Source organism: Anaeromassilibacillus senegalensis, from assembly GCF_001261775.1.
Lineage (GTDB): Bacteria > Bacillota > Clostridia > Oscillospirales > Acutalibacteraceae > Anaeromassilibacillus > Anaeromassilibacillus senegalensis.
On sequence record NZ_LN868535.1, the window covers coordinates 243,352 to 260,905 of the forward strand.

Here is a 17,554-nt window from a genome sequence, read left to right on the forward strand (position 1 = left end):
GGAGGTTTTATTTTGTCAGGCTATATCTATTTTACAGACGAGCAAAAGGAGCGAGCGAACTCAGTGGATTTGGTGGACTTCCTCCAGCGGCAGGGTGAAAAGCTCCTGCCCTCCGGCAGAGATAAGCGGCTGGTCAGTGACCACAGCATTACTGTTCGTGGTAATCGCTGGTACGATCATTCCGCTGAACAGGGCAGCTATGCCATTGACCTTGTGAAACGGCTCTACAATCTGCCCTTTCCGGAGGCGGTCAGCCTTCTGCTGGGCGGCGAGCAAGGAGTGGAATACCGACAGCACAGCGGGAACAGAGAACAGGAGCAGCGAAAACCCTTTGCCCTTCCGCCAGTGCACACCGATATGCGCCGGGTATTTGCCTATCTCATCAAGCAGCGCTGTATCAGCCGGGAGGTGCTGTCTGAGTTTGCCAGAGAAAAGCTGCTGTTTGAGGACGGTGAGTATCACAATGCTGTGTTTGTCGGCGTGGATGAAAATGGTGTGGCTCGCCATGCTCATAAAAAAAGCACCGCCACCGGCAGCAGCTTTCGCATCAATGTAGAGGGCAGTGATCCGGCTTATAGCTTCCACTACCTCTCGAAAAATCCCTATCCACACCGGCTGTTGGTATTCGAGGCTCCCATAGATATGCTTTCATACATCAGCTTGCATCCGCACAACTGGAAAAGCGCCAGCTATGTGGCGCTGAACGGTGTGTCGGAAAAGCCCATCCTCAAACTGCTGGAGTTATATCCGCAGCTCGACCATGTGGTGCTGTGCCTCGACCATGATACCGCAGGCATCGAAGCTGCCGAGCGCATCTACGACACTTTGATAGAGCAGGGTCAGCCTGCAGTAGGTCAGGCACAATCCAAATATAAGGACTGGAATGAGGATTTAAAGGCAAAAAGTGGATTTACTCCTATTCCTGCTGAAGAACATCCTCAACTGTTACTCCGGGACGAGATATGTAAAGAAATCAATCGGTATGCACGAGAGCATCCAAGTGCTGACTGCTCCGCTATTGTGTTCCGAAATATCCTGCAAAACTGCAAAGATAATCCTCAGCATATAAAAGATTCACTGATAGAGCTGGCCAGTCTTTCTGTGCTGGCCGCTTCTAAGGAATACAAAAGCATCGGTCACAGCCGGGATTTATCTACTGTGAACAGCCGCTTGAACTATGGATTTAAACCTTACCAAAATCGTGGCAGGCTGGAAAACAAATTGAGCGACATCAGAAATACTCTGGTGCCGCTTTTTTCATGCTCCCAAATAGAAACACAGTATGAAAAACAAAGCCGTGCGGAGCACTATGAACAGCTGGCATCCGAATGCTTAAAGGGCGCTGTCCTTGCGGAGCTTTCCATTCAGCAAGCGGCAGAGAAAAAACAAGAGCAGTGCGGCCTGTGTTTGTCATGAGCCGTCTGCCGGAAAGGAGAACCCCTATGCCCTCACAAGTAACTATCCTAATAGCAGTGGTCGCCGTGATGTTCTCCGTCATCGGCGGCCTTTCTCTTTTAGCACACTATTACACCCTCAGTGGCATCAAGTCCAAGACGGTGGGTGACGGTCAGCACGGTACCGCCCGTTTCGCCACCGAGGGCGAGATTAAAAAGACATACACACATGTACCCTATGAACCGGAGAAATGGCGGCGTGGGCAAAATCTGCCCGCTTTGCAGGGGCTTGTGGTAGGCTGCAAGCAAAAGGCAGGCGCCACTATCGCCCTCATTGATGACGGCGACATTCACTGCCTCATGATCGGTGCTGCCGGTGTCGGCAAAACCGCCAACTTTTTATACCCCAATATCGAATATGCCTGTGCTTCCGGTATGAGTTTCCTCTGCACCGACACCAAGGGCGATCTGTTCCGCAACTACGCAGGTATCGCCAAAGATTACTATGGCTTCAAAATTTCCGTATTGGATCTGCGCAATCCCACACGCTCGGACGGCGACAACAATCTGCAGCTGGTCAACCGCTATATGGATGCCTACATGAAGAATCCCGATAACCTCGCTCTGAAAGCGAAAGCTGAGAGGTATGCCAAAATCACCGCAAAGACCATCATCACCAGCAACGGTGAGGATGCCAGCAGCTACGGTCAAAACGCCTTCTTCTACGATGCCGCCGAGGGATTGCTAACATCCGTCATCCTGCTGATTGCGGAATACTGCCCTCCGGAGAAGCGGCATATCATATCGGTGTTTAAGATGATACAGGATTTGCTCGCTCCCTCACCGGTGAAGAACAAAAGCCAGTTCCAGCTGCTGATGGACAAACTGCCCTCCGACCATAAGGCAAAATGGTTTGCCGGTGCAGCCCTCAACACCGCCGACCAAGCAATGGCCTCGGTGCTGTCCACCGCCATGTCCCGCCTCAATGCGTTTTTGGATTCGGAAATGGAGCAAATTCTCTGTTTTGACAGCTCGCTGGACACCGAAACCTTCTGTAAGGAGAAGTGCGCCATTTTCATTATTCTGCCGGAGGAAGATAACACGAAATATTTTATGGTGTCTCTGTTCCTGCAGCAGCTCTATCGGGAGATGCTGACGGTGGCTGATGAATACGGCGGCAAGCTCCCCAACCGGGTGATGATCTTCGCTGATGAGATCGGAACCATTCCAAAAATTCAATCGATGGAAATGATGTTCTCAGCCGGACGTTCTCGCCGGATTTCTATGGTACCGATCATTCAATCCTTTGCACAGCTTGAGAAAAACTACGGCAAAGAGGGCAGTGCCATCATCATCGATAACTGCCAAGACATTCTGTTCGGCGGCTTTGCCCCAAACTCTGAGAGTGCAGATATCCTCTCAAGGGCGCTGGGCAACAAGACCGTCATGTCCGGGTCTATCAGCAGAGGAAAAAATGATCCCAGCCAAAGCCTGCAGATGATCCAAAGACCGCTGATGACACCGGATGAGCTTAAAACACTTTCCAAGGGTAATTTTATTCTGGCCAAGACCGGCTGCTACCCTATGCGCACCAAGCTGCCGCTGTTCCTCAAATGGGGCATCCGCTTTGAGAAACCCTTTGAGGTTGAGGAACGTGCAGCCCGAAAGGTTGCCTACGCCGACCGCTTCGAGCTGGAACAGGAAATCATGAACCGTCGCTGTGCCTATGATGAGGATGACTTTGCGGAATTTCCCGAACCACCCGGTGGTGACCGCAGCGGTGGTACGCTGTATACGCCGGTGCAGGAGCATGAGTCGGAGACGGAGCCTCCTGCCATGCCTCTGCGCACCGATTAAGGAGGTGTTCATGGTTGAACTATCTTTCCTCACTCTATGCACAGGATGTCCCGCATCGTGCTGTTGCGGTCTATCGCTATTTGAAAGACCGGACAAATAAGGATGGAACCTGTTATCCTTCCATCGGCACTATCGCCAAGGACTTAAAGCTGTCTCGCCGCACCGTTCAGCGAGCCATCGCTGATCTTGAAAAGACCGGCCATCTACAAAAGGAACAGCGTTGGCGGGAAAACGGCGGCAAGAGCAGCCTGCTGTTTACGGTGAAATGAAAAAACACATACCCTGCCGCCAAGGGAGCAGTGTGCTCTCTTGATGGCATGAGGTATGTGTCATCATGGCCTATGCAGTGAACTTTTCACTCTAAGGATTTCTTTAAACACAGAGAAAGAACAATCTATCTTTATGGGATTATAAGCTACCTAAAGATAGAAGATGTGTCAAATTATTTAGCATCCAATAATGCTTTGATGATTACGATAGCCACTTTAATCTCCCTTTCATCGCACATATGAATCAGGTGGATGAGTTGTTCTTTTTCCCTGGTTTTATGCTGCATTTCAGGATAAAAGATTGTATCTGCTGATATTTTCAATGTGCATATGATCTTAGACAACACTTGGATGCTTGGGTATTTATTTTCGTTTTCAATAGCCATGATATACCGTGATGTAACCCCAACCCGTGTGGCAAGGTTGTCCTGCGTTAATCCTGCCTCTAACCGTGCGCTCTTAATTAATTTTCCTAAAGTTATAGGTGATTCACCCATCGGCACTTCACCTCCGAACAGTTGCCTGTTTATTATTAAAATGAACCCTCTTGATATTTTTACTAAGGTGCTAAAAATTTGTAGCCATAACCAACTAATGTTTGAATGTAGTTTATACTTGTAGAATTTATAGCCATCTTGCGCCGCAAATTGTATATAATATTTTCCACAGCGTGTTGATTACACACATACTCTTCTCCCCATACGGTCTCATAAATTTGGGATTTTGTAAATGCCCATCCCGGATGGATAGCCAAAAAGTACAAGAGATCAAATTCTTTCGTGGTGAGGTCTATGCGGTTGTTATTTATTAAAACACTGCGATGGCAAGGATTGATTACTAAATCCTTAAAACGCAGCTCTGATTGTAATGTTGCTTCTTTTAAGTTATCCACTTTCTCATTCCTCCTTGGCTACATGAATTTCATGCCAGATTGATGTCCCTCATTGCCTATCTCGCCATACGACTTATCAAAAAAGTGACGAGTTTTATCCAATCGATCATCCGGTTTTCTGGCCTGAGTAAAAGTTTCACCGGTGTTCTGCTGATACCCTGCCCGTTCTGTTAAAAAGACTCCACGACCTTTTGTAAGTTCCGAAAGCTGCTCTTTATAAAATTGTGATGTGCGAGCCGGAATTTTTCCTGATACTACGACTTCGTTGTGCTGTGTCTTTATTGATACAATATCTGCATGAAATTTTTTCAGATCATTGTAAACACGCGCGTTGCAATCTTGGGGAACATAAAGCTCAAATGACAGGCAGGGCTCTAACAACTCCGTACCTGACTGTTTTAGGGCTTGCTCAAATACAATAGGAGCTAAGTGCCGAAAGTCAGCAGGGGTGCTTACCGGACTGTAGTATACGCCATATTCAAAACAGACTTTAAGATCTGTTACTTCCCATCCATATAACCCCTGCTCACAACCATATCGAACACCTTCTTCAACGGCGTTCTGAAATGATTTATTTAAATATCCATAGGACACTTTGCTTTCATAGCGCAGTCCAGTTCCAATGGGAAGCGGTTCGATTGACAATCCTATGGATGCCCAAAAAGGATTAGGGGTGACCTCAATATGGGCAGTAAAGTCTGCCTTTTTCAAAGGGCGTTCTTTATAAATGGTTGTTACATTCTCGATATTGACCTGAAGATGGTATCGGTTTTGTAACAAAGAAACGATGACTTCCATTTGTACTTTTCCGAGGAATTCCATAATAATATCGTTGCTTCTGGAATCCAATTTATATTGCAAAAGAGGATCTGTTTCCGCCAGTTCCGATAAGGCTTCTAACAGAAAAGTTCTGTCGGAAGAAAGGACAGGGGAAATGTTCGCCTGCATGATCAGATTATTGTTGTGTAGAATCAAATTCCTTTCAGGAATTGTTCCTATGGAGTCCCCAATCTTTAGTCGCATTTCATTTGGAAAAATAGCAATATCACCGCATTCGACTTTTTCGGTTTCTACCATTTTTCCATTGCTTGAGGTCTCTAATTTTTTAATTTTTATACTGTCAGAATGATCTTGCAGGGTTAGTACGTCACGTGATTTAATGGAACCTCCAAAAATGCGCATATATGTGCGTTTGTTTCGATTATCATCTCTTTCAACTTTGTATACCAATGCAGCAAGATTAGAGTTGGGTGGAGACATAAATGGAGTGAATTCCATGAGAATCGCATCCATGAGTTCTTTCGTGCCAATATGTTTCAGAGCACTGCCGTGGTAAACAGGCAAAAGAGTACCATCATTTATATTTTTTCTTCTGCTCTCTAACAGTTCCTCCGCCGTAATGGGCTGATCCATAACATATTTTTTTAGCAAAGCATCATCCGTTTCAATAATCGTGTCTTTAAATTCTTCAGACAACGGATTCAGAGTTTTGGGCAAAAGAGAGATTCTATTTGTAATGCTCTGCATGATAAGAATATGAGAGGACAATTTAGCTCTGATATCCTCATAGAGGGAATCAAAATCAATATCCGGTTGATCGATCTTATTAATAAAAATCAAAGCAGGAAGTTTCCTTTTTCGTATTGCATCGAAAAGGATACGTGTTTGTGCCTGAATGCCGTCTTTGGCAGAGATCAGCAAGATAGCGCCATCCAACACATTCAATGAGCGCTCTACCTCTGAATAAAAATCGATATGTCCAGGCGTATCAATCAAATTGACTTTGACATGGCCCCATTGATAAGATGCTATGGATGCCTGAATTGTAATGCCCCTTTGCTTTTCAAGTGCCATAGAATCTGTAATCGTTGAACCCCTGTCAACACGCCCGGACTCAGTAATGGTACCGCTGGCATAGAGAATACTCTCTGTTAATGTTGTTTTTCCAGCATCTACATGAGCCAAGATGCCGATATTCATTATTTTCATAAGTCACACCTCATATGATCGTTAAAAGATAAAAGTCCCCTGTGATTGAAATACTTTCATCACAGGGGACTGCTATCATAACAATTATGAGCACGACATTAAAAGCTGTTAGAAAGAGAATTCTACAGCAAGGCGGCATCCATAAAATATGAAAGTATTCTTAAATTAAGGTACAAAAATCAAACCTATTACAGATGTAATAAGGCCAAATCATTCGTACCTACCATCATTCAGTTGATTGTTATTTAAGAATACCTTGCCGCATAGTAGTTAATCTCCTTTTAGTGCTTTTCTCATATTACCCTATGAACACTGGATTTGTCAAGTTCACTTACAGCTACCAAAGTGACTATAAGCAAAAAGGATATAAAAAAGATGTTAATGTGAAACAAAATAGAATCAGACATGAAAAGTACTCAATAAAATGGACTTATGGATATAAATCACATTTAAAAGGATGGTGATCTTATGTGCTGGTCAATCCAGATTGCACCGCTGCTAATTTATTGCAGCGATATTAGGTCGATTATGTAGCTGCTTTATATAGCTGCTATCAATTAAAAAAAGGCAATGGCTTTCATCGGAGCCATGTGCCTATCAACACGAACCAGTAGAACAGGTTTGCTACGAATTAACATATAAGAGTATACAAGCGGACTTTCACGTTCGTAAGTATACTCTTTTTTTACTGCACAAAATTATTTCCCGGTGTCGGTCACCGCCTCTTGTCCTTCGTTTTCGCCACTCAACGAAAATCAAGGAGGACAAGAGAATGTCAGAGAATAAAAAATACACCATTATCGTAAAAAAGCAGCGTGTAGAGGTCAGCGAGGCCGTCTACCGTGCCTACCATAAAGAGCGTGAGGCAGAGCGCTATCAGAACAAACTGATCCGCCAGAATGAGCTGTCATTGGAACGGTTCCATGAGGACGGTGTCAATATCGATTATCTCATTGTTTGTGTTCAAGCAGATATTGTGGACAAGCTCATTCATCAGGAGCAGCTGGAGTCGCTGTGGTCAGCGCTACAGTACCTGCCGGAGGATGAGCGCCGCCTCATTGATGAACTGTTTTTCAACGAGAAAAGCGAGCGTAAGCTGGCTTCAGAGCTTGGTGTTCCTCGCATGACACTCAGCGATAAAAAGCATCGGATACTCGGAAAGCTGAAGAAATTTATGGACAAGTAAAATTTATTCCGTCCACCCCCCTTACTTTTTCCTTTATAGAAGTGAGGGGGATTTTTTTATCTCTCCCATGCTCTTTGAAAAACACCGGCCTCGCCGGTCATATCCAGCAGCTTAAATACGTTAGCTGTTCATCCCGAAAGGGAAAAGCGGCTCCGGAGGACACGCCAAGACCATCTGCGGATAGGTCAGAGCTATCCGTCAACACGATAGCATCAAAGGTGTCGAGCGAGAACTGTCCGTCCGAAAAGCAATCTGTGGTAGATTGCCCCGCCATGACCTGAACAGCCTATCATGATACTTCTGCACAGCCTCAGCCTCACGCAAAGGGTGCAGCCGCCGGAGAACCCGGCGGGGGTGAAATTCCCATGACAGCCACCAACCAAGGCTGGTTTAAGCTGACTGCCCATGCAGGACAAGCCCGTTCTGCGCTCCGGGAAGTCGTGTCGAATAGGAGCAAGCGAAAACGAAGAACAAGACGGCTTTATGCCGGAAAATATGAGGGCAGCCGCCCTGCCGGTACAACCGATTACACTCGGCGGCTGTCCTTATCCTTCTGGTATAAAACAAATTCACGCAAAGGAGGAATGTGAAATGCGTATTTACAAAGGCGATATTTTCTATGCAGACCTAACTCCAGTCGTTGGATGCGAACAGGGTGGGGTAAGGCCTATTTTGGTAGTTCAAAACAACACCGGAAACCGCTACAGCCCCACTGTCATCGTAGCCGCTATCACCAGCCGCACCGGGAAGCAGCATCTCCCTACCCACATCAGGTTGGGCGAACCGCAAAACGGTCTGCGGCAAAATTCATTGGTGCTTTTGGAGCAGGTGCGAACCATTGACCGTTCCCGCCTGCGTGACTACATAGGCACACTGACCGACCGGCAGCTCAGGGAGGTGGATGAAGCCTTGGCTGTCAGCTTCGGGCTGGGGCTTGCTGAAGAACCGGTGCAGAAAACAGAGGTAGCGCCGGTATTAACCGCCAGTATGTAAAGGAGGATTTTAGATGGAACAGAAAAACGCTTGGATTTATTGCCGCATTGATGCGCCGGAGGATACACATGGCGCTTTGAAAGGCCAGTATGAGCAGTTGGAGCGCTATGCTTCACAAATGGGATTTGCCGTTGTCGGCTCCTCGCAGGATTTAGGCAGCGGCCTTGCGATGGATCGCCCCGGCCTGCTGGCTGTTCGGGAGGCTGTAAAGGATAAGGATACTCAGGTTTTGCTGGTGACATCCATCAGCCGGATCGGACGGGATGCCGCAGGGGTTATGGAATTCATCGGAGATCTGAGCAGTTGTGGTGTTCGTATCTTTTCTCCGATGGAGGGAGAAATCAGGCCGCAGCCTTTCAGCTTTTTGTCACAGTTCAATTTGAATTAGGAGGGATCGCCATGAAGAGTACAGCCCCTGTCAATGAAGTCCGCTATCTGATGGCGCATAACTTCCTGTCCTATCTTTTGGAGCATGGGAAAATCACCTTAAAGGAATTCCATATCGCCGACCAATATGCAGTGGAAAAATACCGACCCAAGCTGCGGATTATTTAGTGAATTTTGTGATAGCTTTCGGTGCATCTCTGTGGTAGTGTATGTGCTAATACCCACAGGGTATTGAACTCACACGAAAGGAGAATTCACAATGAAAAAGCAAGAAACCATGAGGATTGCTGTTTACTGCCGTGTGGCAACAGAGGCACAGCTGACAGACCAAAGCTCAGAGAAAGAGCAGATCAAGCGGCTGCAGCAATTCCTGAAAGAACAGGAGGTGCAGCCATGCCGCAGGTACAGGTTATTGAACCGGTAAACGCCATTTTTCAGTATGCCCCGCCCAAGCTGCGTGTCTGCGCCTATGCCAGAGTCAGCAGCGACTCCGCCGATCAGCTGAACTCCTTTTCGGTACAGATGGATCACTACCAGAACCTCATCGCCAAAAATGAGGAATGGGAGCTGGCGGATGTTTACGCCGATGAGGGCATCACCGGAACCCGGTCGGATAAGCGGGAGGAATTCCAGCGGATGCTGTCCGACTGCAGAAAGGGCAAAATCGACCTCATCCTCGTCAAATCGGTCTCCCGGTTTGCACGAAATATCCACGACTGCCTCGCCGCTGTCCGGGAACTGAAAGCCCTCGGCATTGAGGTGGAATTTGAGGAAGATGGCCTGAAAACCGCCGATATGCACGATGAGATGATCATCGGCGCATTCAGCGCCATCGCACAGGAGGAATCCACCTCAATCTCCAACAATATGCGCTGGAGCTACGCCCGGAGAATGCAAAACGGCAGCTTCACCTGTTGCTGCGCCCCTTACGGCTACGACCTTATCGATGGCATCCTGATCCCCAACCCCAAGGAAGCCCCTGTGGTGCGCCGGATTTTCGCAGGCTATCTCTCCGGCAAAAGCATGGAGCAGATTGCAGATCAGCTGAATGCCGATGGCATCCCCTGCAAAAACGGAGAAGTAAAATGGCTCTACACCGCCATCAGCTATATTCTTAAAAGTGAGCGCTACATCGGCGATGCCCTGCTGCAAAAATCCTACACCACCGACACGATGCCCTTCAGGACGGTACGCAACAAGGGTGAGAAAGACCGCTATTACATTACCGGCTCCCATGAAGCAATGATCAGCCGCACTGTGTTTGAGCAGGCGCAGCAGCTCATGAAAGCCCGAAACGCCCTCTGTCCCCACAAAGGATACGGCAGGCAGTATGTGTTTTCTCAGAAAATCCGCTGCGGCAAATGCGGTACGAACTTCTCCCGCAGGGTGACCAATGGCAAGGTCTACTGGATGTGCCGCAGACATTTCCGCAGCAAGGAGCTGTGCGAAGTCAGGCAAATCCGTGAAGATGCCATCATACAGGCATTTAACCGGATGTATAACAAGCTAAAACAGAACAGCGGCTACATTCTTACCCCGGCGCTTAGTCAGCTGACTGACCTCAAATCCAAAATCACCATGAGCGATGGCAAGATCGGCTCCATCAACAAAGAAATAGCGGAACTCACCAAGCAGAGTCTGGTACTCAATCGTCTTCGGACGAAAGGTTACATGGACTCTGTTATTTTTATGCAGAAAACCAATGAGATCAACCAACAGCTCGACTTGCTCAAGCGCAACCGCCGCAGGCTGATGGAAAGCGATGCGGATGACCAGATAATCTGCGACTGCCGCTTGTTGATCGGCATCATGGAACAGGGTGCGCCTTTCCTCGCTGACTTTGACGAAATGCTGTTTTACAGCATGGTGCATCACATCGTGGTCACCGAGCAGGACAAGCTGCGGTTCCATTTGCTTGGCGGTTTTACATTAACCGAACCGCTTCCGGGGGAGGTGTTCGGACGATGAAAAAGAACCGCTATCTCCCCTTTGGCTACCACATCCAAAACGGTGTGCTGTGCATCCATAATGCCGAGGCCGCTGTGGTGCGCCAGACCTTTTTGGATTATCAAAGCGGACAGTCCTACCGGTTGATTGCTGAAAAATTGACTGCCAAGAAAAACCCTTATTTAGAGAACCGTACCGACTGGAACAAACACATGGTCAAGCGGATGCTGGAAAACCCCCGATACTGCGGCGGCGATCATTTTCCAACGATTATCCCCTCCGACACGTTCGGGGCTGTAGCCGCCCTCATCGGGCAGAAAGGCCAAGGGGAACGTATCCCCGATGAACTGGATATCATCCGCAGAAAAGCGATTTGTGCGGCTTGTGGAGGCAAATACAAAAGGGATGGCAGAAGCAAGAAGTATGAAGCGTGGTGCTGCTCCGCCGAGGGGCGCATAACACCAAAGCGCATCTCCGACCAAATCCTGCTGGACAGCGTAACGGCGGCTTTGAATATCATCATCGCCGATCCGAGTCTGCTGGAGCCTTCCCCAACGCCACAGCATCCCCATTCTCTGGATGCCACCCGGACAGAGAATCAGATCAACCGGGAATTGGAAAAAAGCGAGGTGGACAGCGACTACATCAAGCTGCTGATTTTCAGCTGCGCCGCCGCAAAATACGATACTTGCCCTGACCGGGAGCCGGAATACTTAACCCGCCATTTGAGGTCGGTATTTGAGCAGGAACAGCCGCTGGAGGCTTTTTCTCCCCGGCTTTTTGAGGCCACCATCAAACAGGTTCTCATCGAACCCGATGGCGGCCTAACCCTTCGCATGAACAATCAAATACTCGTCCACTACGGGGCAGGAAAGGAGTAACCGATATGCAGACACAAACCATCGCCCCTATGCAGAAGCGGGTGGATCTGATTCCTGCCAATGTGCTGGTGGGCAAAGCCAGCACCAGAAAGAAAAAGCTGCGTGTGGCGGCCTACTGCCGGGTCAGCACCGAGCAGGAAGAACAACAGTCCAGCTACGCTGCGCAGATTGCTTATTACACCGACAAAATATCCCAAAACAAGGATTGGGAGCTGGCCGGGATATTTGCTGACGAGGGCATCACCGGCACCAGCACCAAAAAGCGTGACGAGTTTCTCAAGCTCATGGCGCTCTGTGAAAAGGGCAAGATTGACATGGTGCTGACCAAATCGGTCTCCCGATTTTCGAGGAACACGCTGGATGCCATCACCTACATCCGCAAGCTCAAAGCCAAGGGCATCCCGATCATCTTTGAAAAAGAGGGCATCAACACCATGCAGATGGCCAGCGAAATGGCGCTGTGCTTTCTCAGCGGCTTTGCACAGGCCGAGAGCGAGTCCATCAGCCGCAATGTGACATGGGGCAAGCGCCAGAGCTTCAAGAACGGCAATGTGCCGTTTCAGTATAAACGCCTGCTGGGTTACGAAAAAGGTGAGGATGGCCAGCCCAAGGTTGTGCCGGAGGAAGCGGAAATGGTCAAGCGAATATTTCGCAGCTATTATGCCGGAGCCAGCATCAGCAAAATCAAAAAGTCGCTGGAAGCGGACGGTATCCCATCTCCCACCGGCAAAGAGAAGTGGTCGCCGGGTGTTCTCCAGTATATGCTCCGAAATGAGCGCTACATCGGCGATGCCCTGCTGCAGAAAACCTATGTGGTGGATTGCATTACCAAGGAAACCCGAAAAAACAACGGTGAAATCCCGCAGTATTATGTAACTGGAAACCATGAGCCGATTATTTCAAGGGATTTATTCAATCTGGTGCAGGAAGAAATCGCCCGGAGAGCCGGAAAACGCAAGGTAGCGCAAAAGGCTGTGAAAACAGAGAGAGGAAAATACAGCAGCAAGTATGCGCTGACCGAGCTTCTCAGCTGCGGTGACTGCGGAACTCAGTACCGCAGGGTCACGTGGGCGAGGGGCGGCAAGAAAAAGGTGGTCTGGCGGTGCATCAACCGCTTGGAATACGGCACGAAATACTGCAAGGAGTCCCCCACCCTTGAGGAAAGCAGACTTCACACTGCCATCGTGGCCGCCCTGAATTGTTTGGATAATGATAAACTGGATGTCATGGAAACCCTCCGAGCCGGTCTGCAGCTTGCCTTGGGTACGCAGGAGGGTGACAGCTTCAATGAGGGTGCCATCCAAAACCGCATTGCGGAACTGCAGAGCGTGATGATGGATTTGGTGGAACTCAGCTCCAAGTCCAGTGCCAGTGCAGATTATTTCGATGCCAAGTTTGAAGAAATCTCCACCGAGATCAAGTCGCTGCAGGAGCAGCTGGGCAAACACAAGCAGCAAACACTGATCACGCAAAATACCAAGGCCAGAATAGGCGAACTGCTGGCCATCATGGAGCAGCTCGACCTGAGCGTTAAAGAGTATCGTGACGATGTGGTCAGGGCGATCATCGCCAAGGTGGTGGTTTTATCCGCCGACCGCATCCGGGTCACCTTTGATGGCGGTGTAGAAATGGAGATGGAACTGCCGGGTGAATGAAAATGGCATTAGAAGCCGCCACAAAGCTGGCGGTTTTTCTACTTTGGTCGGAACTTTCGCTGTTTTTCAATTGGTTTCACCATAATACTGTGAATATTTCCATATTTTACACTAAACAGATTGCTTTATTCGCTACTGCGATATATAATATATACAATCTTTATTTTGAAAAGGATAGTTTTAATGGACTATATCACAGTGAAAGATGCCGTTGAAAAATGGGGAATCACACCACGCCGGATACAGGTGCTTTGTGCGCAGGGCAAAATACCGGGCGCTGTTCGGTTTGGGGTTGCTTGGGCGATACCTAAGGATGCAGTGAAGCCTAAGGACGGTCGATGTAATAAAAAAAAGCCAGAGTAGATTAATGTTATATAAAATTAATCATGTATAATATTTTTGTGGAGGGAGTGACATCATGACTAGCCATCAAGCATCAGAACAAATGATAGGTTATCTTTATCAAGCTAGGTATGCATTGTACCTTTTATTAAATAATGATGATGAGCAATCAGAAATTAGTATTGAAAAATTTGATGATGTAAGCTTTGGAAACGGTGATACTCCTGAAATCATGATTCAACTCAAGCATCATGTAAAGGCTTATGGCGATTTAAATAACGCAAGTACAGATATATGGAGAACATTAAAAGTTTGGATAGATGCTATTAGTAAGCATCCAGATTTATTGTCAAAAACAAAATTTATGATAATAACTACTGCTTCGGCGCCAGAGGGCACAGCAGCATATTATTTGAAAACTGAATCACAAAAAAGGGATTCTCTTTTGGCTTACAGCATATTAAAAAAAGTTGCGGAAGAATCTCAGAACAAAGGTCACCAAAGTTATTATAAAGCATTTACCAGTATGCCAGAATCGCAAATTCAGCAATTGTTAGATTGTATTTATGTAATTGACAAGAGCAGCAATATTGTCGATGTTGAATCTGATATAAAAAAAGCCATTAGATATAGTAGCCTTCCTCAATATATTGATAAAATATGTGAACGTTTGGAAGGTTGGTGGTACAAAAAAGCAATAGAAGCTTTATGCTCAGAAACACCAATATTCATATCTCAGAGTCAAGTGCGTTCACACATAGTTTCTATAGGATTGGAATATGCACCCGACAATTTGCCTATTGATGTGGACGAATCCGAAAACTTCGAATTAGATGAGTTGTCTCCAAATGATCAAATATTTTATGAACAATTAAAGCTGATTTGCTTAGGAAGCAATAGACTGAGAATGGCAATTAGAGATTATTATCGTGCCTTCAAACAGCGAGCAAACTGGGTCAGGGAAGAATTGTTATATACAAATGAGCTGGACAAATATGAAAAAAAACTTATTGATGAATGGGAACATTCATTTTATGCAATGCAAGACGACTTGTCAGATTATGGAGATCAAATTACAGAAAATACTAAAGTATTAAATGCAAAAAAACTCTATAAGGAAATTGAAGAAAAGGATATACGTATTAGAGATCGCTGCAGTGATGCATTTGTAATGAGAGGCAGTTATCATATCTTAGCGAATCAGCTTAGAGTAGGATGGCATATTGATTTTTATGAGCGTTTGGCGCAATTATTAAAGAACTGAGGTGATTTATTTGAGGAATTGGGGGCTTAGGGCAAAGGAAGTCGCTTATTTACTTAATCCGGCGTTTTGTGGTAGGTTATTATACAGTTGCATTAAAACATATAATGAGATAACAAAAAGAGCTTTTCCATTTCCTCTTATTTATCTGATTCTTCCATTGATACTTCATAAAAAAACTAGAGAGTGCATATCAAGTCGTACACAATTGATCATATGGCAACAACGATATCCTGAATTATTGATAGGTTTTGCAGAGAGAACAAAAGATATGGTTCAAATAACCAATGAGGCTATGGAGTTTTTGCTCCAAAGTGGTGTCGTACTGTTAACGAACGCTGCAGAGCTTGAAATATCTCAAACGAGCCGACCACTCAGTAAGACAAAATATGTTAATGACGAAATCAGAGATTGCCTTAATAAAAGCGAACACGTTGCAAAATGGTTTGCTGCAGCAGGAAAAGTTGAAACAGTATATGTTGGTTTGGGGGTAAGACCATGATGCAGATACGAGAATTAGTCATATACGGATTAAATGGACAAGTAAGGCATTTGCCATTTCAATTAGGAAAAGTGAACATAATATCCGGAAAATCGAAATCCGGAAAATCGGCTGTAGGCGACATAATTGACTATTGCCTAGGCGGGAGTTCTTGTGATATTGCAGATGGCGTAATTAGAGAAAATGTGTCGTGGTATGGATTGCTATTGCAGTTTGATAGCGAAAGAGTGTTTGTAGCTCGCCAAAATCCGCCTCCTGGTCAACAGTCGACGGGATTTTGTTATATTGAGGTCGGAGAAAAGATTGAAGTTCCTGAAAAATGTGATTTTGTTTCCAATACTAATGTTGCTGGATTGGAGGAGGCCTTAACTAAGAGATTAGGCATTTCTGAAAATCTAAATATACCGCCGGACGGACAAAGCCGTGATCCTTTAGCAGCTAATATTCGACATGCATTATACTACTGCTTTCAAAATCAAGATGAGGTAGCAGCAAAAACTTTTTTATTTCATAAGCAGTCAGAGGATTTTATTACGCAAGCCATAAAAGACACTTTGCCATATTTTTTAGGTATAGTGAATGAGGAAGCGTTAGCCTTAGAAAATGAAAGAAGTATTCTAAAAAGAAGATTAGCAATTGAAAGACGTAGGCTAGAAGAAAATAGAATGCTTCAAGGAGGAGGCTTGCAAAGAGCCATTTCGTTAATATCTGAAGCAAAGTATGTAGGTCTCGTATACGATAATATTGAAGTGGATTATGATAGTTACGATTCTGTCTATAAAGTTTTAAAAAACGTGAATGAATGGACTCCTGTAAATGCTGAAACGGTTGGTATGGATCGTTTAAGCTTTTTACAGTCAGAACTAAAAAAAGCCGAGGATGAATTAGAACAACTGAATCAGGATATTAGTAATGCAAAAACATTTGCGGGAGAAACAAGCGGCTATGCAAATGAAGTCGAGCATCAAAAAATTAGGCTAAGCTCAATTGGTTTATTCGAGCAACTTGATTTTAGACCGGATCATTGCCCCTTATGTGCCAATGAACTAGAAACACCTTTACCAAATATCGACATGATAAGAACCGCTATAAAAAACCTAGATGACAATATACAAAATGTTACCCGGGAAAAACCGAAATTACGAAAATATATTGACTCCCTTGAATCAGAGAGGGAAAAAACACGGCAAGACATTATCCAAGTAAAGTCTGAAATTGATGGCATTTATACTCAGAATCAGGATGCCATTGCATTAAAAGATTTAAATTCTAGGCGTGCAAAAGTAGTTGGTAGAATTAGTCTATGGCTGGAAAGCGTAGAGCAACATGATGACTCTACAGGTAAAGAAAAAGTCATAAAAAAGATTGAGGATAGAATATGTGAAATTAATGAAACGTTAGATAAAGACTCACTAGAAGATCGTAAGCAATCTGTATTATCACGAATATCTGTAGATATGACTGAATGGGCTAAGGAGCTGAACTTAGAACATTCGGATAACCCATATCGTCTAGATATGAACAAAGTTACAGTTATTGTCGATAAAGCTGATCGCCCTGTTCCTTTAAAACAGCTCGGCAGTGGATCAAATTGGGTTGGGATACATCTAATAACTTACTTTGCGTTACATAAATATTTTATTACGCTTAAAAGGCCAGTGCCTAATTTTATATTTTTGGATCAACCTTCACAAGTATATTTTCCATCTGAGTTAGATGAAAAAAATACAGATTGGAATATGGTTGGCACCTTATATAACTTTATATCCGATAGGGTATCGGAACTAAAACAAAAGCTTCAAGTCATAATAGTAGATCATGCTAACCTCAAAAATGAAAGTTTCCGTAACTCTGTTATTGAAGATTGGTGGAATGAAAATAACTTGATACCGGAAGATTGGTACAAAAAATAGATTATTAACAATGCTTTTGGCCTGCATCTATTTTGTACTAACGACACAACTTAACAGTCCTGTTTTTTATTGTAAAGATAAAAGAC

18 protein-coding genes are annotated in these 17,554 nt (G+C 45.5%); 15 read left to right on the top strand and 3 right to left on the bottom strand.

The annotated features are described in order from the left end of the window. Nucleotides 1-12: 12 nt before the first annotated feature. From BN2106_RS01450 to BN2106_RS01460, 3 genes are read left to right on the top strand one after another with little or no spacing between them, the layout of a single operon-like run. Nucleotides 13-1,416 carry a DUF3991 and toprim domain-containing protein gene (locus BN2106_RS01450; RefSeq protein WP_050696794.1) on the top strand — a complete coding sequence of 468 codons (1,404 nt, stop codon included), beginning with the start codon at nt 13-15 and terminating at the stop codon, nt 1,414-1,416. Between the two features lie 26 nt (nt 1,417-1,442). Then, complete coding sequence (locus BN2106_RS01455; protein ID WP_050696795.1) at nt 1,443-3,251, top strand: VirD4-like conjugal transfer protein, CD1115 family; 1,809 nt, start codon at nt 1,443-1,445, stop codon at nt 3,249-3,251. A gap of 14 nt (nt 3,252-3,265) precedes the next feature. Continuing rightward, nucleotides 3,266-3,520, top strand: coding sequence for a helix-turn-helix domain-containing protein (locus BN2106_RS01460; RefSeq protein WP_050696796.1), 255 nt, complete (start codon nt 3,266-3,268; stop codon nt 3,518-3,520). A gap of 173 nt (nt 3,521-3,693) precedes the next feature. On the opposite strand, the gene BN2106_RS01465 is transcribed toward BN2106_RS01460, so the two are convergent. The 3 genes from BN2106_RS01465 to tet form a co-directional block, all read right to left on the bottom strand. Continuing rightward, a complete protein-coding gene (locus BN2106_RS01465; RefSeq protein WP_050696797.1) occupies nt 3,694-4,017 on the bottom strand; it encodes a helix-turn-helix domain-containing protein in 324 nt (107 codons plus the stop codon). Between the two features lie 62 nt (nt 4,018-4,079). Then, nucleotides 4,080-4,412, bottom strand: a complete 333-nt coding sequence (locus BN2106_RS01470; RefSeq protein WP_050696798.1) for a winged helix-turn-helix domain-containing protein — start codon at nt 4,410-4,412, stop codon at nt 4,080-4,082. 18 nt (nt 4,413-4,430) lie between these two features. Next, the gene (gene tet, locus BN2106_RS01475; RefSeq protein ID WP_050696799.1) at nt 4,431-6,401 is read right to left on the bottom strand and encodes a tetracycline resistance ribosomal protection protein; all 1,971 of its coding nucleotides are present in this window, start codon (nt 6,399-6,401) and stop codon (nt 4,431-4,433) included. 772 nt (nt 6,402-7,173) lie between these two features. Here tet and BN2106_RS01480 point away from each other — a divergent pair. The 12 genes from BN2106_RS01480 (at nt 7,174) to BN2106_RS01525 (ending at nt 17,468) form a co-directional block, all read left to right on the top strand. Beyond that, nucleotides 7,174-7,587: a sigma-70 family RNA polymerase sigma factor gene (locus BN2106_RS01480; protein ID WP_050696800.1), complete on the top strand. Its 414-nt coding sequence runs from the start codon at nt 7,174-7,176 to the stop codon at nt 7,585-7,587. A 591-nt stretch (nt 7,588-8,178) separates the two neighbouring features. Beyond that, nucleotides 8,179-8,580 (top strand): type II toxin-antitoxin system PemK/MazF family toxin, encoded by a 402-nt coding sequence (locus tag BN2106_RS01485; RefSeq protein WP_050696801.1) that lies wholly within the window; start codon nt 8,179-8,181, stop codon nt 8,578-8,580. A 13-nt stretch (nt 8,581-8,593) separates the two neighbouring features. Beyond that, nucleotides 8,594-8,968, top strand: a complete 375-nt coding sequence (locus BN2106_RS01490; RefSeq protein ID WP_050696802.1) for a recombinase family protein — start codon at nt 8,594-8,596, stop codon at nt 8,966-8,968. Nucleotides 8,969-8,979: 11 nt separating this feature from the next. Further along, nucleotides 8,980-9,135 carry an SHOCT domain-containing protein gene (locus BN2106_RS16370; protein ID WP_195891749.1) on the top strand — a complete coding sequence of 52 codons (156 nt, stop codon included), beginning with the start codon at nt 8,980-8,982 and terminating at the stop codon, nt 9,133-9,135. 91 nt (nt 9,136-9,226) lie between these two features. Then, nucleotides 9,227-9,391 carry a hypothetical protein gene (locus BN2106_RS15945; RefSeq protein ID WP_154666379.1) on the top strand — a complete coding sequence of 55 codons (165 nt, stop codon included), beginning with the start codon at nt 9,227-9,229 and terminating at the stop codon, nt 9,389-9,391. Then, nucleotides 9,361-10,935, top strand: a complete 1,575-nt coding sequence (locus BN2106_RS01495; protein WP_050696803.1) for a recombinase family protein — start codon at nt 9,361-9,363, stop codon at nt 10,933-10,935. The genes BN2106_RS15945 and BN2106_RS01495 overlap by 31 nt, the downstream gene beginning before the upstream one ends. Continuing rightward, the gene (locus BN2106_RS01500; protein ID WP_050696804.1) at nt 10,932-11,795 is read left to right on the top strand and encodes a recombinase family protein; all 864 of its coding nucleotides are present in this window, start codon (nt 10,932-10,934) and stop codon (nt 11,793-11,795) included. Before BN2106_RS01495 ends, BN2106_RS01500 begins: the two co-directional genes overlap by 4 nt. Before the next feature lie 5 nt (nt 11,796-11,800). Then, complete coding sequence (locus tag BN2106_RS01505) at nt 11,801-13,450, top strand: recombinase family protein (RefSeq protein ID WP_050696805.1); 1,650 nt, start codon at nt 11,801-11,803, stop codon at nt 13,448-13,450. 183 nt (nt 13,451-13,633) lie between these two features. Continuing rightward, nucleotides 13,634-13,813 (top strand): helix-turn-helix domain-containing protein, encoded by a 180-nt coding sequence (locus BN2106_RS16655; RefSeq protein ID WP_050696806.1) that lies wholly within the window; start codon nt 13,634-13,636, stop codon nt 13,811-13,813. Between the two features lie 55 nt (nt 13,814-13,868). Beyond that, nucleotides 13,869-15,056, top strand: a complete 1,188-nt coding sequence (locus tag BN2106_RS01515) for an ABC-three component system protein (RefSeq protein ID WP_050696807.1) — start codon at nt 13,869-13,871, stop codon at nt 15,054-15,056. A gap of 10 nt (nt 15,057-15,066) precedes the next feature. Then, entirely contained in the window at nt 15,067-15,555 is a 489-nt protein-coding gene (locus BN2106_RS15950; protein ID WP_207641685.1) for a three component ABC system middle component, read from the top strand. Further along, complete coding sequence (locus BN2106_RS01525) at nt 15,552-17,468, top strand: DUF3732 domain-containing protein (protein ID WP_050696809.1); 1,917 nt, start codon at nt 15,552-15,554, stop codon at nt 17,466-17,468. Before BN2106_RS15950 ends, BN2106_RS01525 begins: the two co-directional genes overlap by 4 nt. Nucleotides 17,469-17,554: the final 86 nt, after the last annotated feature.

Excerpts from the sequence above, each read along its gene's own strand:
- BN2106_RS01455 (WP_050696795.1), top strand. The coding sequence starts at position 1,443 with ATGCCCTCACAAGTAACTATCCTAATAGCAGTGGTCGCCGTGATGTTC.
- BN2106_RS01465 (WP_050696797.1), bottom strand. The coding sequence starts at position 4,017 with ATGGGTGAATCACCTATAACTTTAGGAAAATTAATTAAGAGCGCACGG.
- tet (WP_050696799.1), bottom strand. The coding sequence starts at position 6,401 with ATGAAAATAATGAATATCGGCATCTTGGCTCATGTAGATGCTGGAAAA.
- BN2106_RS01480 (WP_050696800.1), top strand. The coding sequence starts at position 7,174 with ATGTCAGAGAATAAAAAATACACCATTATCGTAAAAAAGCAGCGTGTA.
- BN2106_RS01485 (WP_050696801.1), top strand. The coding sequence starts at position 8,179 with ATGCGTATTTACAAAGGCGATATTTTCTATGCAGACCTAACTCCAGTC.
- BN2106_RS01490 (WP_050696802.1), top strand. The coding sequence starts at position 8,594 with ATGGAACAGAAAAACGCTTGGATTTATTGCCGCATTGATGCGCCGGAG.
- BN2106_RS16370 (WP_195891749.1), top strand. The coding sequence starts at position 8,980 with ATGAAGAGTACAGCCCCTGTCAATGAAGTCCGCTATCTGATGGCGCAT.
- BN2106_RS15945 (WP_154666379.1), top strand. The coding sequence starts at position 9,227 with ATGAAAAAGCAAGAAACCATGAGGATTGCTGTTTACTGCCGTGTGGCA.
- BN2106_RS01495 (WP_050696803.1), top strand. The coding sequence starts at position 9,361 with ATGCCGCAGGTACAGGTTATTGAACCGGTAAACGCCATTTTTCAGTAT.
- BN2106_RS01500 (WP_050696804.1), top strand. The coding sequence starts at position 10,932 with ATGAAAAAGAACCGCTATCTCCCCTTTGGCTACCACATCCAAAACGGT.
- BN2106_RS01505 (WP_050696805.1), top strand. The coding sequence starts at position 11,801 with ATGCAGACACAAACCATCGCCCCTATGCAGAAGCGGGTGGATCTGATT.
- BN2106_RS16655 (WP_050696806.1), top strand. The coding sequence starts at position 13,634 with ATGGACTATATCACAGTGAAAGATGCCGTTGAAAAATGGGGAATCACA.
- BN2106_RS01515 (WP_050696807.1), top strand. The coding sequence starts at position 13,869 with ATGACTAGCCATCAAGCATCAGAACAAATGATAGGTTATCTTTATCAA.
- BN2106_RS01525 (WP_050696809.1), top strand. The coding sequence starts at position 15,552 with ATGATGCAGATACGAGAATTAGTCATATACGGATTAAATGGACAAGTA.